This window comes from Streptosporangium lutulentum, assembly GCF_030811455.1.
In the GTDB taxonomy this organism is placed as follows: Bacteria; Actinomycetota; Actinomycetes; order Streptosporangiales; family Streptosporangiaceae; genus Streptosporangium; species Streptosporangium lutulentum.
The window spans coordinates 10,095,411-10,111,110 of sequence record NZ_JAUSQU010000001.1; the positions used below are offsets into that span (position 1 = coordinate 10,095,411).

Consider the following 15,700-nt stretch of genomic DNA (forward strand, 5'->3'; position numbering starts at 1 on the left):
GTCGGTTCCGCCTTTCGTCACCATCGCTGACATGGATAACCCGGCTTTAACCGACTCTATTTATTTTCTGAATATGTCGGATATCAAAGTCAGCTATCGGCTGGGCGGACTGTGCGCGAGCCACGTCACGAGGCAGGAGTTCCGATGACCTACAGCTTGACGCCGGGCGCGCCGGGTGAGTATCCGGCCGCCCACCGCGTCCTCGAGGCGGTGACGCGGTGGGCCCTGCGGACTCCCACGGCCACAGCCGTCCACGCGCCGGACGGCGAGTTCTGTTTCGCGGAGCTCTCCCGTCACGTGGACGCCATCGCCGCCGCTCTCGTCAACGCGGGAGCCGGCCCGCAGACCCCTGTCGGCCTCTGCGTCGGCAGGTCGCGCTGGCTCGTGCCGAGCCTGCTCGCGATCTGGCGGGCGGGCGCGATCGCCGTGCCGGTCGACGACCGCCATCCCGCCGACCGGCTCAACTTCGTCCTGCGCGACGCCGGGGTGCGGATCCTGCTCGGCGACCGGTTGCCGCCCGGCGCGACGGTCCCGAAGTCGCGCACGCTCATCCCGGCGGAACTGGTCGAACGGCGCGCGAGCGCGTGGGCCACGGCGCCGGATCCCGACGACTGCGCCTACATCATCTACACCTCCGGGACCACCGGATGGCCCAAGGGCGTGGAGGTGACCTACCGGGGGCTCGACACCCTGCTCGACGCCCTCGCGTTCCTGGAGCTGCCCCCGGGCGGGCTCGGCGTCAACGCCGTCTCCCCGGCGTTCGACGGGTGGCTGTGGTGCACCCTGCTGTATCTGTCCCACGGGCAGGGCGTCGCCCTCGTCGATCTGGAGGAGGGCCTCGACGCGGCGCTCGACGCGGTTCGCCCGCGCACCGTCTGTCTCACGCCGTCGCTGCTCGCCTCCTGCTCGGGAGACATCCCCAGCGCCCAGGTGCTGGTCGTGGCCGGTGAGCCCTGCCCGCCCGAGCTGGTGAGAAGGTTCGCCGGAAAGCGGAGGTTCCTCAACGTCTACGGCCCCACCGAGATGACGATCGCCGCCACGTGGGCCGACAGCCGCCGCGGCGACGACGTCTCGACGATCGGCCGGCCGCTTCCCGGCTACCGCGCCCACGTCCTCGACGACCACCGCCGCCCGGTGCCGCCCGGCGTCCCGGGAGAGCTCTATCTCGCGGGCACGGCCCTCGCCCGCGGATACCGCAACCGGCCGGGCCTGACCGCCTCGCGTTTCGTGCCCGACCCCTTCGAGGGCGAGGGCGCCCGGATGTACCGGACCGGCGACGTCGTGGTCGAGCGGCCGGACGGGCAGCTGGAGTATCACGGCCGGTTGGACGACCAGGTCAAGGTGCGGGGCCTGCGGGTGGAGCTCGGTGAGATCGAACGCGTGGCACTGCGCGTACCCGGCGTCCGCGCCGCCGCGGCCTTCGTCACGGAGACCGGCGACGCGGTCGGTCTCGCCGTGGTGCCCTCGTCCGGCGGCCCGGCGGAGTCCGGCGCCGGGGCATCGGACTCCGCCGGGAACGTCCGGCTGGCGGCCGAGGTCAGGGAACGCTGCGCGGCGGGACTGCCGGAGGCGATGGTGCCCGCCGCGGTCGACGTCGTGACGGCCCTGCCGACCCTCTCCACGGGCAAGGTCGACCGCGTCGCGCTCTCCCGGTCCTTCCGGCCCGCGTCGCCGGCCGGACGGCCGCCGGAGGGCGAGAGGGAGCGCGTGGTGTGCGACGTGCTGAGCGACCTGCTCACCCATCCGGTCGAGGACGTGGAGGCCGACTTCTTCGAGCTCGGCGGGCATTCACTGCTGGCCGCCCGGGCGGTCTCGGCGCTGCGCCGCCGTACCGGGCTGCGCCTGACGATGGCGCACCTGCTCTCCAGCCCCACCGCGGCGGGGCTGGCGGCGACGCTGGACGAGCTCGACGAGGCGTCTCTCGTGGGGTCGTCGTGAGCCGCCCGTGGCTGGTGTCGTGGCTGCCCGAGCCGTACACCCGCCCGACGCTGCTGTGCCTGCCGCAGGCGGGCGCGGGCTGCGGTCAGTTCCGCCCGTGGCAGGACGCGCTGGGGACGGAGGTGTCCGTGGTCGGCGTGCAGCTCCCCGGCAGGGAGAACCGCTTCACCGATCCGCCCGCCCACAGCGTCGGGGAGGTCGTCGACGCGGTCGTCGCCGAGCTCGCCGGCGCGCTCACCCCCGGACTGCCGCTCGTCGTCTTCGGCAACAGCTTCGGCGGGCTGCTCGGCTACGAGATCACCCGCAGGCTCGGGTACCACCACGACCGATGGCCCGACGCGCTGGTCGTCGCGGCCTGCCGTCCCCCCGGCATGTGGGCCGGCGCCGGCCGGGGCCTGGTCGAGGGGGAGGAGGAGCTGGTGCGGCTGCTGGCCGCGCGGGGACTCGGCGAGGACGACCTCGACGAGGACAGCCGCGAGCTGGCGCTGGAGGTCCTGCGGCACGACGCCCGGCTGTCCCTGACGTACACGCACGACGACGTCGGCCAGGCGCTGTGCCCGGTCGAGGCCTGGGGCGGCGAGACCGACGAGACCGTCACACCCGAACAGCTCACCGGCTGGCGCGACCACGCCGGCGCCGGGTTCCGCCGCCGCCTGTTCCCCGGCGGCCACTACTTCTGCCTGGAGTACCCGGGAGCGGTCCTGCCCCTGCTGCGTGCACGGTTTCGCGACGCCGCCCGAGTCGTCTGAGAGGAGCGAGAGGTGAACGACAAGATCCGCCACTACACGGTGCTGGTCAACGACGCCGGCCAGTACGCGCTGCACCCGGACGGGACCGGCGCGCCCCGTGGCTGGTGCCCGGCCGGCTTCACCGGCACCGAGGAGGAGTGCGCCCGCCACGTCGACGAGCACTGGACCGACACGCGCCCGCCTCACCTGCGCCGGACGGCGGTGCTCTGACATGGCCGACATGGAGGTGAACCTTCTCGATCCGGGCCTCTTCGCCCGCGACGCCTTCTGGCCCGTCTTCGCCTGGCTGCGGAGACACGCGCCGGTCCACCGGCACCCCGAGGCGGACGGCCCCGGCTTCTGGGTGGTCAGCCGCTACCGGGACATCGCCGCCGTCTACGCCGACACCGAGTCGTTCAGCTCGCGGTACGGCATGCGCCTCGACAGCGACCCCGGCGCCGTCGCGGCCGTCTCCCAGCGCATGCTGATCGTCTCCGACGCCCCGGACCACACCCAGCTCAAGCGCGTGCTCCAGAGGTCCTTCGGCCCCTCGACCATGCCCGGGATGGAGGCCCTCGTGCGGAAGGTCGTCGCCGAGGTGATCGGTGAGGCGGCCGAGGCGGAGGAGGTCGACTTCATCGACGTCGCCAAGAAGATCCCCAACTACGTGGTGTGCGCGCTCATGGGCATTCCCCGCGAGGACTGGGAGTGGATCGGCGACATCACCACCGCCGCCTTCGAGTCGGAGGACGAGGCCGAGCGCAGCGGCGCGCACGGCGAGATCTTCCTCTACTTCGCCGACCTGCTGCACGAGCGCAGGACCAGGCCGGGTGACGACTTCGTCAGCGTCATCGCCGCCGAGCGCCGGGCCGCCGACGTCCCCGGCGGCGAACGGCCGCTCACCGACGAAGAGATCATCTTCAACTGCAACGGCGTGCTGGCCGGAGCGAACGAGACGACGCGTTACTCCGCAGCCGGAGGCGTGCTCGCCCTCGCCGGCGATCCCGGCCAGTGGGCCCTGCTGCGGGCGGCCGGCCCGGCAGGGGCGCCCGCGGCCGCCGAGGAGATCCTTCGCTGGACGACACCCGGCGTGCACGCGCTGCGTACCGTGATGCGTCCCGTCCAGGTCGGCGGTGTCCGCGTGGAACCCGGCGACCGGGTGACGCTGTGGAACGTCTCCGCCAACCGGGACGAGGAGCTGTTCGCCCACGGCGACCGGTTCCTCGTCGACCGCACGCCCAACCGGCACATCGCCTTCGGCCACGGACCCCACCTGTGCCTGGGCGCCAGGCTCGCACGCCTGGAACTGAGCGTGTTCGTGGAGGAGCTGGCACGACGGATCGAGCGGATCGAGCTGACCGGCGACCCGCTGTACAACGCGTCGAACTTCACCTGGGGCCTGCGCCGGCTGCCGGTACGGCTCTCGCCGGCCAGGGTTCCCGTAACCGCCTGACCCCTTCCCCTTCTCCTTCCCCCGAGTCTTCACCGCGTCGCCAAGGAGGCATCACCGTGGCTATCAAGATCACTGATCACGACGGGCGGACGGCCGTACCCGAATATCTCGACCTGCCGACGGACCGGAGCAGGTCCCAGGAGGGACCCACGGATTACGTGAGCGTGCCGGTACCCGTCGCGAACCGGACCGAGACATGGTGGACCGCCGTGTTTCTCGCGTTCCTGCACCGCTACAGCGGTGCGGTGGACATCGCCCTGACCGGGCCCGACGGGCTGACCCACCGCTACGGGGTCACGGCCGCCGACAGCGTGCGCGTGCTGGCCGCGCGCGTCACGTCGCGGGCGGTCGGTCAGGGCGTTCCCGAGGCGGAGGCGGAGACCCGGGGCGTGACCGTGGCCCTGACCACCACCCCGCACGGCGGGGGAATCAGCGCGGATCTCGCCCTGCTCGCCACCGGAGACGGCGCGGTGCTGCTGGCCGCCGCGGACCTGTGGCTGCCGGAGACGGTCTCGCGGATGGGACGCCACCTGGGCACCCTGGCCGCCGCCGCGCGCCGTGCCGCGGACGTGCCCATCGCCGAGCTGCCGCTGCTGACCGAGGACGAGCGCAGGCGGCTGCTGGTGGAGTGGAACGACACCGCCGCGGACTGGCCGGACGACGACTACCCCGCGCTGGTCGGCGCGTGCGCCGCCGCGGCGCCGGACACTCCGGCGATCGTCCACGGGACCCGAGTGATCACCTTCGGCGAGCTCGACGCGCGGGCCAACCAGATCGCCCACTTCCTGCGAAGGGTGGGCGCGGACGTGGGCGAACGCGTCGGTCTCCTCTGCCCGAGAGGGGCCGACTTCGTCGTCGCCGCCCTGGGCGTCATCAAATCCGGTGCGGCCATCGTGCCGCTCGACCCCGTCAACCCCGACGCGCGCGTCGTCCAGATGGTCGAGGACTCGCGACCCGTCGCCGTCCTGGCCCCCGAGGCGCTGCTCGACCGGATTCCCGGCGGGGTGCGGGCGCTGCGCGTCGACAGCCCCGAGTTCGACGCCGAGCCGACCGGCGCCCCGGCCGTGGAACTCACCGGGGAGACCGTCAGCCACCTCATCTACACCTCCGGCTCGACCGGACGGCCCAAGGCGGTGCTGGAGCGGCACGCGGCGCTGGTCAACCTGGTCCACTGGACCCGGCGCGCGTACGGCGTGCGCCCCGGCGACCGGGCCTCCTGGCTGTCCACGCCCGGGTTCGCCGTACAGCTCATGGAATGGATGCCCTACCTCGCGCTCGGCGTCACCGTCCACGTGGGAGAGGTCGAGGAGCGCACGCCCGAGCAGGTCAGAGACTGGCTGGTCGCCGAGCGGATCACGCACACGATGCTCGTCGCCGCGCTGGCCGAACGCGTGTGGCCGCTGGAGTGGCCCGCCGAGACCCGGCTGCGCGTCCTGGTCACCACCGCCGAGCGGGTGCACAGTTGGCCTCCCGCCGACACGCCGTTCCAGGTCGTGATGACGTACGGCTCGACCGAGACCACCAACGTGCTGTCCTGCCTCGATATCGGCGCCGGGTTCGACTTCACCTCCCAGGCCACGCCCGAGGAGGTCCGCGCCGCGCGACAGGTGCCGGTCGGCCGCCCGGTCGCGAACCTCAGGGTCTACATCCTCGACGAGTTCGGCAGCCCGGTTCCCGTCGGAGTGGTCGGACGCCTGCACGTCGCGGGTGCCGGCGTCGCCGGGGGATACCACGACCGCGAGGAGCTGACCGCGGCCAAGTTCCGGCTCAACCCGCTGCCGGAGGAGCCGTCGGCGGTGCTGTACGACACCGGTGACCTGGCCCGCTACCGGCCGGACGGGGTGGTCGAGCTCCTCGGCCGCTCCGACGCCCAGGTGAAGGTCCGGGGGTTCCGGGTCGAACTCGGCGAGGTCGAGACCGTGACGGCCGCGGCGCCGGGCGTGACGGAGGCGGTCGTCGTCGCGAGGGAGGAGGAGTGGGGCGGCACCCGGCTGGTCGCCTACGTCGCCCCCGCCACCGTGGAGGCGCGGACCGTGCGCACCTACGTCTCGCGGAGGCTCCCGCAGTACATGGTCCCGGCCGCCGTCGTCGCGCTCGACGCGCTGCCCCGGCTGGCCAACGGCAAGCTCGACCTTCAGTCGCTGCCCGAGCCGGCGACGCTCGACACCGGCGCGGACCTCGTCGCCCCCCGCGACGAGACGGAGACCAGGCTGGAGCAGATCTGGGCGGTGCTGTTCCGCGCCGAGCGGATCGGCGTGCACGACAACTTCTTCGAGCTGGGCGGACACTCGCTGCTGGCCTTCCGGCTCATCGACGAGGTCCGCACGGCGTTCGCCGTGGAGCTGAGCCTGCCCGACCTGTACCGCAGCCCGACCATCGCGGGACTCGCCGAGCTCATCACCACCAGCCGGACCACCGGCCGGTCCGACTTCGGCGGGATGTCCGCCATCGAGCCCGACCCCGAGAACCGCTTCCAGCCGTTCCCGCTCACCGAGTGCCAGCAGGCGCTGTGGGTCGGCCGCGGCGACGCCGTCGACCTCGGCAACGTGGGCTGCCACGGCTACTTCGAGTGGGAGAGCGACCACCTCGACGTCGAACGCTTCAAGACCGCCTGGCGCAAACTGGTCCTGCGCCACGACGCGCTGCGCACCGTCATCCGGCCCGACGCGCTCCAGCAGGTGCTCGCCGAGCCGCCGGAGTACGACATCGACGTCCTGGACCTGCGTGACGCCGACCCCGGCGAGGCCGAGGCCACGCTGCTGCGGCTGCGCGAGCGCCTGTCGCACCAGGTGCTGGACGACGGCCACTGGCCGCTGTTCGACGTGCGGCTGTCGATCCTGCCCGGACCGTGGAAGGTTCGCATCCACCTGAGCCTGGACTTCCTCATCTCCGACGCCTGGAGCTACTTCCAGGTGCTGATCCCCGACCTGGTCCAGCTCTACGAGCACCCGGACGAGGACATGCCGCCGCTGCGGCTGACGTTCCGCGACTACGTCATCGGCAGCCGCGAACGGCTCACCGCCAGCGACGTCCATCGCCGGTCGGAGATCTACTGGCTCGACCGCATCGACTCCCTGCCGCCGGCGCCGGTGCTGCCCGCCAGGCCGGCGGAGCAGGAGACGCTGCCGATCCGGTTCGACCGCCGAGACCACCGCCTGGACCCGGTGACCTGGGACCGGGTGAAGGCACAGGCCACCGAGTTCGGGGTCACGCCGTCGGTCCTGCTCTGCGCGATATTCGCCGAGACGCTGCGGGCGTGGAGCGGCATGGAGCGGTTCACCGTCAACTTCCCGATCTTCAACCGGTTGCCGCTGCACCCCGACATCAACGGGCTGCTGGGCGACACCACGACCACGATGCTTCTGGCGGTGGAGAAGCTCGACGGGACGTTCGCCGAGCGGGCGCAGGCGCTGCAGGCCCAGCTCTGGGCGGACCTGGAGCACCGTTACTTCAGCGGGGTCCAGGTGCTGCGCGCCCTGGCCCGCAAGCGCGGCACGATGGCTCCCGCCATGCCGATCGTCATGACCAGCCTGGCCGGGCACCCGCCGCGTGCCTTCGCCGCCTCACTCGGCGCGGCGACCTACTCCATCTCGCAGACGCCGCAGGTCTCCATCGACTTCCAGGTGTTCGAGGTCGCCGGGGAACTGCTGTTCAACTGGGACTTCCTGCCCGGTCTCTTTCCCGACGGGCTGGTGGAGGAGATGTTCGACGCCTACACCGAGATCCTGCGGCGGCTCGTCGACGACCCGGCCGCCTGGCAGTGCGAATCCTTCGGCCTCGGCCCGTTCGACGTCGCTGCCATGGCCACGGCGGAGGCCGCGGAACGGGAGACCCGCGACACCGGCAACGCCTGGGAACAGTTCTGGGCGGGGGTCGAGCGAACCGGGGCCGGCGGCGACGTGCTGTGGGACCCCGACAGCGACTCCGAGCTCGCCGCGTGGGTCTCGGTGGCCGTGCACCGCATGAACCGGGCGCTTCCCGTCGTCGACATCGGCTGCGGCAACGGGCGGTTCACCCGGGCGTTCGCCGCCCACTTCCCCGCGGCGATCGGCACCGACGTCTCGGCGAGCGCGATCGCCCACGCCGTCGCCGAGTCGGAGGGCTGCCCGCGCACGGCGTTCCAGACCCTGGACGCGACCAGGCCCGAGGAGGGCGCGGAGCTCGCCGAGGAGATCGGCGACGCCAACGTGTTCGTCCGGGCCGTGCTCCACGTGCTCGACGACGCCGCCCGCGCCGGCTTCGTGGAGACGGTGAGCGAGCTGATGGGCGACCGGGGAGTGCTCATCCTGCTCGAACCCGCCTACGAGGAGTCGTCCTTCGGCTACGTGGGAGCCGTGGGCGGCGACCGCGGCCGGGCCACGACGCTGGTGCGACCGCTGGAGCGGGCCGGTGTCCTGCACTCCAGCCGGTTCGGCGACGCCGAACTCGAGCGGTTCTTCGACGTCGCCGACGGCTGGGAGCACGTGGCGTCCGGTTCCGTCGAACTGGACGCGGTGGATCCCGAGTCCGACACGGCGTCCGTCAAGGTTCCCGGCTACTTCGCCGTCGTGCGCAGAGCCCGCTGAGCCACCCCAAAGCTGGATGCGGTCCGCGAGAGAAGAGCGCCGGGCCGCATCCAGCGGGGTCCAGCCCGGGACTCCCCGGTGCGCGTGCGTTCCAGGGTTCCACGTCTCCGCCGGTCGTGACCCCGATCGACGGTTCGCGCCTCCCCCGGACGAGAAGGCGTTCGTCACCGTGCGATCGGGACGCCCAACGCCAGGTCCAGCGCGTGCTCGACGTGGATGCGGGTGGAGTCGAACACGGGGACCGGGCTGTCCCGGGGGCCGACGAGCAGGGTGATCTCGGTGCAGCCGAGGACGACCCCCTGGGCGCCGCGCCCGGCCAGGTCGGCGATGATCCGTCGATAGGCGGTGCGGGAGGAGTCCTCGACCCGGCCCTGGGTGAGCTCCCGGTAGATGACGTCGTGCACCAGCGTGCGGTCGGGCTCGGCCGGGACCAGCACCTCCAGGCCGTGCTCGCGCATCCGGGACCGGTAGAAGTCCATCTCCATCGTGAACCGGGTGCCCAGGAGCCCGACGGTCGTCAGACCTGCGGCGGTGATCCGCTCCGCCGTGCTGTCGACGATGTGGACGAAGGGCACGCCGATCCCGGCCTCGATCACCCCGGCGACCCGGTGCATGGTGTTGGTGCAGAGCAGGACCATCTCCGCCCCCGCCCGTTCGAGGGTCCCGGCGGCCTCGGCCAGCAGCCGCCCCGCGGTCTCCCAGTCGCCCGCGCGCTGCAGGGCCTCGATCTCGGCGAAGTCCACGGTGAGCAGCAGGCTTCGGGCGCAGTGGTGGCCGCCGAGACGCCGCCGGGTCTCCTCGTTGAGCAATCGGTAGTACTCGGCCGAGGACTCCCAGCTCATGCCGCCGATCAGGCCGATGTTCCGCATCACGGGCCCGTGATGAGCGTTGTTCGAATCCATGGTGGACGTGACCTCCTCGGCGACATCGAAACAATACTCACGACACGGACGCGGGTCTCCCGCTCGCTCTCCCTCACCGGCCGGCACGGCGCCTACGGGCCGATGACGACGCCGCGGCTCCACGCCCAGGCCGCGATGCCGACCCGGTTGGCCGCGCCCAGCTTGCGCTGGACGTTCGCGACGTGGGTCTTCACCGTGCCGGGACCGATGAACAGCTCGGCGGCGATCTCGGCGTTGGTACGGCCGTGGGCGACCAGGCGGGCGATCTCCAGCTCTCGCTCCGTCAGCGGTTCGGTGAGCGCGGACGGAGCGGCGGGCACGCGCAGGTGGGCCAGCAGGCGGACGGTGACCTGCGGACTGATCAGCGTGTCACCGGCCATCGCCGCACGGACGGCCTCGACCAGCAGCGCCGGGCCCGACCGCTTGAGCAGGAAACCGCAGGCGCCGTTGCGCAGCGCCGCGTGCACGTACTCGTCAAGGTCGAAGGTCGTCACGACGATCACCCGGGTCTGCCCGGCCAGCAGTCGGGTGACCTCCAGCCCGTCGAGTCTCGGCATGCGGATGTCGGCGAGCACCACGTCGGGCCGCAGATGCCGGGCCAGGTCGACGGCGGCGCGGCCGTCGGCGGCCTCTCCCACCACGGTCATGTCGGGCTGAGAGTCGAGGATGAGCCGGAACCCGATCCGCACGTCCTCCTGGTCGTCGGCGATCAGGATCCGGGTGGTCACGCCGGCTCCCCGAGGTCGGCGGTCGGACGGCTCACGCGCGCCCCGGCGTCCCGAGATCCCCGGTGGGGGTGGGCGGGCACGAGCGCCTCGACCCGCCAGCCACCCGGCTGCGGCCCGGCCGACAGCGAGCCGCCGAGTATCCCGACCCGCTCGGTGAGCCCGACCAGGCCGAAGCCTCCGCGCCCGGCCGCCTCCGAGTAGCCGCCGCCGTCGTCGGTGACCCGTACGCGGACCGACTCCTCCACGCGAGCGACGGTGACCCCGACGGAGGTCGCCTCACAGGCGTGGCGGCGCACGTTGGTGAGTGCCTCCGTCACGACCCGATAGACGGTGGCGGAGGTCTCCTGGGAGAGGCGCCGCTCCAGGCCGGGCTCGACCGAGAGGTCCACCCGCACCGACGGGGAGTAGCCGTCGACGAGCCGCGCCAGGCCGTCGACTCCGGGCAGCGGCTCTCCGGCGCCCGATCGCGTCTCGTCGGCCTCGTGGAGCATCTGGACGGTCCGGTCCATGGCGGCCAGGGCTCGCAGGCCCGCCGCCTCGATGCGTCGCAGCGCGTCGGTCACCTGCGCGGGGAGCGGCCCTGGAGCAAGCTGGGCGGCCTGCGCCTGCACGAGGATCCCGCTCACGTCGTGGGCGACGAAGTCGTGCAGGTCGCGGGCGAGTATGAGCCGCTGTGCCCGCTTGGCCTCGGTCACCGCGCGGCGGCGGCCGTTGTCCAGCATGCGGACGTAGAGGCCGGCCCCCGCCGCCGCGATCGCCAGGAGGGACCAGGCCGCGCAGGCCCCGACGATGATCGCGAGGTCGCCGGGCCAGAGCACGCGCACGAGCATCAGCGCGACCGCGCCTCCCGCGAGCCCGGCCGAGGCGGCGCCCCGCGGGGCAGGCGCGTGCCTCACGGCCACGAACGTCAGCACGAGCAGGGGCGGAACCTCCGCCAGCATCCAGGGGGCGGAGTCACCGTGCCGGCCGGTCAGCGGATGGGCGACGGTGATCGCGATCGAGATCGCCCCGGCCGTGGCGGCCGGCCACTCGGGCGGAACGCGCGGCGCGAATGCCACGATCATCGCGGCGAGCGCCAGGAGCGTGGCGACCAGGTCCATGGATCGACCCTATGAGGTTGTCCGGTCGCGGGAAATCCACCAGAAGGGGGAGGAAACGCGGCGTCCGCCGGGCGAGATCCGCCGAACGGCAGATGGGTCCGGCACCCTCCGCCGCCCGACGCTTGAACCATGGAAACGACGACGGAGAAGCAGAGGGCGAACGCCCGATGGCCACGCTGGGCGGCGTACGCGGCAGGCGCGTGGTCGCTGGTCTACGGCGGGCTCGGGCTCTACTGGGCGCTGGGCGGCGCGGGTTTCCCCTTCGGCGAGGGCGACATCCCCGACGCGAGGGCGGAGTCGCTGCTGGGCGGTGCGACGGCTGCGGGCACCGCGCCGGTCATCGCGGCACTCGGGTTCGCGGGCGCGGTGCTCGCGTTGGTCATGGCCCACCTGCGACTGCGCGGCGCGGCCCGCGTCGCGGTGCTCGCGACGGCCTGGCTCGCCGCGTGGACGCTCGTGGCGCTCATCCCCGACAGCCGAATCATGACCGCGGTCGGCTACGCCCCGATCTTTCTGGTCGGGCTGCCGTTCGGCTGGCCGGACGTCGACTACTTCGGGCTCGCGCTGCCGTGGCCGGTGCTGAATCTGATCGTCTGCCTGGGTGGAGGGCTGCTGTGGACGGGCGCGGCGCTGGCCTTCCAGCGACGTACCGGTGACTCCTGCGAGAGCTGCGGCCGTTCCGGGCACGGGACCGCCACCTGGACGACGCCTGCCTCGGCGGCCCGATGGGGACGCTGGGCGGCCTACACGGCCTTCGCCGTCCCGCTCTTCTACGCCCTGGTCCGCTGGGCGTGGGCGCTGAACATCCCGCTGCTGTTCCCGGAGGAGGACCTGCGACGGCTGCACGAAACGGGCCTGGTGTGGGCGGGCGCGGGACTGGCGACGTTCGCGGCGGCGGGTGGCGTCCTCACGCTCGGGCTGGTACACCGCTGGGGCGAGGTCTGGCCCCGCTGGGTGATCGGCCTGGCGGGCAGGCGGGTGCCACCCGGGCTTCCGGTCACCCTCGCGACGGCGGTCACCGCCGTGCTGATGTCGGCGGGCACGCAGGCCGTGCGGATGATGGACTGGAGCGACCCGGCCGCCTGGTTGAGCAACCCGCTCGCGTACTGGCCGATCTGGGCCGTGGCGCTCGGCGTGGCGACGCTGGCCTACTACCTGCGCAGGCGGGGCAGGTGCCGCTGGTGCGGGCTGGTCTGATCGGCTGCCGGACGCGCCGTCCGATTCCACCAGGCGGCCCCGATCCCGGAGTCCCGTCGCGGACTTCGACGGCGCGGCGCCGGGGGAGGCACGCCGACTGACGGTCCGGGGCGGTCGCGAAGACCTGTCCGAGAGCGGGCTCGGGATCGTGCCGCCGGTCGGGTCCCTACCGGCGGCACACCGGAATCTCATCGAGGATCTCGCCTCGGCCGCTCGTTCCCGCGAGTGGGAGTGGGCGCACGCCGCCCTCCTGGTGGCCGCGGGTGAGTTTGACCTGGCGGTGCGGGCGGGCGGCAAGGTGTGGGACCACGCCCCGCTGTCGTTGATCGTTGAAGAGGCCGGCCGTCCGGGTGCGGTCAGGCGAAGTCCTCGGGCGTGAACTCCTTGGGCTCCACCAGGACCAGCCAGTTTCCGGTGTTGTCCCGCATGACGGCCTCGACGCCGTACGGCCGGTCCGACGGCTCCTGCAGGAAGGTCACGCCCTTGGCGCTCAGTTCCTCGTAGGTCTTGCGGCAGTCGTCGACGGTGAGTCCGAGGCCACCCACCTGGCCCTTCTCAAGTTGACGCCGGACGAAGTCCGCGGCATCGGCGTCGAGCGGCGGCCCGGGCGTCATCAGGGTGACCTCGAGCTCGGGCTGACTGGGGTGGCCGATGGTGACCCAGCGGAACCCCTCGCCCATCATGATGTCGTTGCGGGGCTCGAAGCCCAGGTTCTCGACGTAGAAGTCTCGCGTCTTGTCCTGGTCGAGGCAGTGGACGGTGACCAGTGAGATGTTGGTAATCATGTGGCCACCGTAGGCGGCGTGGCCCGGCCGGCGCTTCTCTCAGATTGCTCTCTCAGGTCGCGTGATCGGGCTCTCCGTTGACGGGTCCCGTCGTGCCACCGGGATCCAGCGCCCCACGCATGAACAGGAAGCACCCCGGGACGTGCGGGACGCCCCGGGCGGCCCACCGGTTCCGGTACGAGGTGGGACTCTCACCCACCAGCTGGGCGAACCGCGACGAGAAGGACCCGAGGCTGGCGAACCCGACCAGCATGCACACCTCGGTCACCGTCAGGTTGGCGGTGCGCAGCAGATCCTGGGCACGTTCGATGCGGCGGCGGGTGAGGTAGCGGATCGGGGTCTCTCCGTACGCCGCCTCGAAGCTGCGGACGAAGTGGAACTTGGACACCCCGGCGACGCCCGCGAGCCGGTCGAGGTCCAACGCCGTCCGGTAGTGACGGTCGATGTGGTCACGCGCCCGGCGCAGGTGGGGGAGCAGCTCGACGGCCACCGCTCGGGTCGTCGTCACTGTCATGCATACGAGGGTATGCGACGGGCGAGAAGAACGTACCGGGTCTGCGGGCATACGGACGGCGGGGATCCGCGTTGAGCGGCCACGATCGCCGATCGTGGACGGGCCGCTGCGACAGCCGGCCCTCCTCGGATCACCGGACAGGCGCCCGCAGGTCGCTTCGGATCACTGGACGGGCACCTGCAGGTCGCGGAAGCTGGCGATCTTCACCTTCATCGTGGAGGCGTCCGCGGGCAGCGCGAAAAGGTTCCAGAACTCCCTTTCCTGGCCCGGCCCGAACTTCTCGGTGCCCAGGCGCACACCGGACACATCGGTGCAGGCGCAGTAGGAATCGACGCCGCCGTCGTCGGTGGGCACCTGGAGCCGGCCGGGTAGATACCGGCGCCCGGCGGTCACGTCGGTCAGCGTGACGTTGGTGGCCGCCTGATACTTGAAGGACACCCAGTCCTTCGCATGGTGCAGCTCGTTGAACCAGGCCTCGCCGTCGCCCTCGTTGGTGACGCGGTAGGTCAGCAGACCGAGGCCGCCGGGGATCCGCCGCAGGCCGGTCACCTCCATGGAGATCGGCTGGCCGTCCGCTCTCGCGGTGCCCTTCAGCTCGGTCGCTCCCGGAGCGAGGGTCGTCGAGGGAGTGGCCGCCCGGTCCGTCTCGGCGGGCTGCGGCTTGGCGAACGTCACCGTGACGCGGCGGTTACGTCGCTTGCCCTCCTCGCTGTCGTTGCCGTAGAGCGGGCGGCGGGAGCCGTACCCCTTGGCCTGGAAACCCACGCCCTCCCTGGTGACCAGCGCGGACAGCGCCTTCTGCACGGCCTGGGCGCGGCGCACGGACAGCGGGTCGTTGATGGCGTCGGTGCCGGAGGAGTCGGCGTGCCCCTCCACCCTCACCGTGGATCCGGACGAGGATTCGATCAGCTTGGCGGTGCGTGCCAGGATCGCCTCGGCCTTGGGCGTCAGCGTGGCCTTGTCCACTGCGAACAGCACGTCGGAGGAGAGGCTGACCTGGAGGTCCTTGCCGTCGTCCGCGGTCTCCTCCGACGCGTCCAGCGACTCCGACGGCGTCACGACCTGGCGGGTGACGGTGGTGACGGGCTCGGCGTCGGGATCGGGGATGTCCACGCCGGGCGGGGTGACCGGCGGCTCGTCGCTGATCGGCACGTTCAGCATGGGCGGGCCGACAGGAGTGACGACCGTGGTGACGGCGGGGTTGCCGGAGGGGGCGGGCATGACCGCGTACACGGTGATCGACTGCCCGGGGTCGATGAAGTAGCCGAGGTTGTCGCGGTCCTCGTCGCTGCACAGGCAGGGGAAGTCGGCGGGTTTGTACGGCAGGATCCAGGTGTGAGCCCGCGCGTCGAGCACGCCGATGCCGGAGGCCCATCGGATCTGCCCCAGTGGACGCGTGCTGTCGCCCATCTCGCCGGTCCACGACAGGTGATCGTCGGTGCCCGTGTTGGTGAGCCTGAGCTGGGCGACGAGGTGTTCGCCCTTGACCCGGTTCAGTCCGACGACCTCGACCTTGAGGTTCGGGGTGAGGGTGCTGCGCGTCTCGGCCAGCGCGGGCCGCGTGTCCTGTCCGGGGGCGCCGGGGGAGGCTGAGGCGGTCGCCGCCGGAGCGCTGGAGGAGGGCGCGGGAGGCGTCGGGGAGGAGGGCACGGGAGGCGGCGGGGAGGGGGGCGGGGGTGCGGCCTTCTGCGCCACTCCACATGCCGACGGCACGAGCAAAGCGCGGCGATCCGATAAATCACTTTATCGATGCTGTCGCACTTTCCGGCGAGAGCGGGCGTTCTAGAGAA

General features: G+C 72.2%; 13 protein-coding genes. 7 read left to right on the top strand and 6 right to left on the bottom strand.

What is annotated here, in order from left to right; translation table 11 throughout:
• Window positions 1-144: 144 nt before the first annotated feature.
• The 5 genes from J2853_RS45370 to J2853_RS45390 are packed head-to-tail and all read left to right on the top strand — an operon-like array spanning window position 145 to window position 8,684.
• Entirely contained in the window at window positions 145-1,938 is a 1,794-nt protein-coding gene (locus J2853_RS45370) for a non-ribosomal peptide synthetase (RefSeq protein WP_307568189.1), read from the top strand.
• Window positions 1,935-2,687, top strand: coding sequence for a thioesterase II family protein (locus J2853_RS45375; RefSeq protein WP_307568191.1), 753 nt, complete (start codon window positions 1,935-1,937; stop codon window positions 2,685-2,687). The genes J2853_RS45370 and J2853_RS45375 overlap by 4 nt, the downstream gene beginning before the upstream one ends.
• A 12-nt stretch (window positions 2,688-2,699) precedes the next feature.
• On the top strand, window positions 2,700-2,897 hold the full coding sequence (locus tag J2853_RS45380) for an MbtH family NRPS accessory protein (protein ID WP_307568193.1): 198 nt from the start codon (window positions 2,700-2,702) through the stop codon (window positions 2,895-2,897).
• Between the two features lie 10 nt (window positions 2,898-2,907).
• Window positions 2,908-4,119 carry a cytochrome P450 gene (locus J2853_RS45385; protein ID WP_307568195.1) on the top strand — a complete coding sequence of 404 codons (1,212 nt, stop codon included), beginning with the start codon at window positions 2,908-2,910 and terminating at the stop codon, window positions 4,117-4,119.
• 56 nt (window positions 4,120-4,175) lie between these two features.
• Window positions 4,176-8,684 (top strand): non-ribosomal peptide synthetase, encoded by a 4,509-nt coding sequence (locus J2853_RS45390; RefSeq protein ID WP_307568197.1) that lies wholly within the window; start codon window positions 4,176-4,178, stop codon window positions 8,682-8,684.
• A gap of 164 nt (window positions 8,685-8,848) precedes the next feature.
• On the opposite strand, the gene J2853_RS45395 is transcribed toward J2853_RS45390, so the two are convergent.
• The 3 genes from J2853_RS45395 to J2853_RS45405 form a co-directional block, all read right to left on the bottom strand.
• Window positions 8,849-9,586, bottom strand: coding sequence for an aspartate/glutamate racemase family protein (locus J2853_RS45395; RefSeq protein ID WP_307568199.1), 738 nt, complete (start codon window positions 9,584-9,586; stop codon window positions 8,849-8,851).
• 92 nt (window positions 9,587-9,678) lie between these two features.
• Window positions 9,679-10,314, bottom strand: coding sequence for a response regulator (locus J2853_RS45400; protein WP_307568201.1), 636 nt, complete (start codon window positions 10,312-10,314; stop codon window positions 9,679-9,681).
• Window positions 10,311-11,414 carry a sensor histidine kinase gene (locus J2853_RS45405; RefSeq protein WP_307568203.1) on the bottom strand — a complete coding sequence of 368 codons (1,104 nt, stop codon included), beginning with the start codon at window positions 11,412-11,414 and terminating at the stop codon, window positions 10,311-10,313. Before J2853_RS45405 ends, J2853_RS45400 begins: the two co-directional genes overlap by 4 nt.
• A gap of 129 nt (window positions 11,415-11,543) precedes the next feature.
• Between J2853_RS45405 and J2853_RS45410 the strand changes: the two genes are divergently transcribed.
• Window positions 11,544-12,611: a hypothetical protein gene (locus tag J2853_RS45410; protein WP_307568205.1), complete on the top strand. Its 1,068-nt coding sequence runs from the start codon at window positions 11,544-11,546 to the stop codon at window positions 12,609-12,611.
• Window positions 12,612-12,759: 148 nt separating this feature from the next.
• Window positions 12,760-12,990: an inositol monophosphatase family protein gene (locus tag J2853_RS48085; protein ID WP_370879504.1), complete on the top strand. Its 231-nt coding sequence runs from the start codon at window positions 12,760-12,762 to the stop codon at window positions 12,988-12,990.
• Here the strand turns inward: J2853_RS48085 and J2853_RS45415 are convergent.
• The 3 genes from J2853_RS45415 to J2853_RS45425 form a co-directional block, all read right to left on the bottom strand.
• On the bottom strand, window positions 12,968-13,396 hold the full coding sequence (locus J2853_RS45415; RefSeq protein WP_307568207.1) for a VOC family protein: 429 nt from the start codon (window positions 13,394-13,396) through the stop codon (window positions 12,968-12,970). The two genes, J2853_RS48085 and J2853_RS45415, sit on opposite strands and share 23 nt — an antisense overlap.
• 52 nt (window positions 13,397-13,448) lie before the next feature.
• Complete coding sequence (locus J2853_RS45420; RefSeq protein ID WP_307568209.1) at window positions 13,449-13,910, bottom strand: helix-turn-helix transcriptional regulator; 462 nt, start codon at window positions 13,908-13,910, stop codon at window positions 13,449-13,451.
• A gap of 162 nt (window positions 13,911-14,072) precedes the next feature.
• Window positions 14,073-15,623, bottom strand: coding sequence for an OmpA family protein (locus tag J2853_RS45425; RefSeq protein ID WP_307568210.1), 1,551 nt, complete (start codon window positions 15,621-15,623; stop codon window positions 14,073-14,075).
• Window positions 15,624-15,700 lie beyond the last annotated feature (77 nt).

Coding starts and splice junctions, on each gene's coding strand:
- J2853_RS45370 (WP_307568189.1), top strand. CDS start 145: ATGACCTACAGCTTGACGCCGGGCGCGCCGGGTGAGTATCCGGCCGCC.
- J2853_RS45385 (WP_307568195.1), top strand. CDS start 2,908: ATGGAGGTGAACCTTCTCGATCCGGGCCTCTTCGCCCGCGACGCCTTC.
- J2853_RS45395 (WP_307568199.1), bottom strand. CDS start 9,586: ATGGATTCGAACAACGCTCATCACGGGCCCGTGATGCGGAACATCGGC.
- J2853_RS45405 (WP_307568203.1), bottom strand. CDS start 11,414: ATGGACCTGGTCGCCACGCTCCTGGCGCTCGCCGCGATGATCGTGGCA.
- J2853_RS45410 (WP_307568205.1), top strand. CDS start 11,544: ATGGAAACGACGACGGAGAAGCAGAGGGCGAACGCCCGATGGCCACGC.
- J2853_RS45415 (WP_307568207.1), bottom strand. CDS start 13,396: ATGATTACCAACATCTCACTGGTCACCGTCCACTGCCTCGACCAGGAC.
- J2853_RS45420 (WP_307568209.1), bottom strand. CDS start 13,910: ATGACAGTGACGACGACCCGAGCGGTGGCCGTCGAGCTGCTCCCCCAC.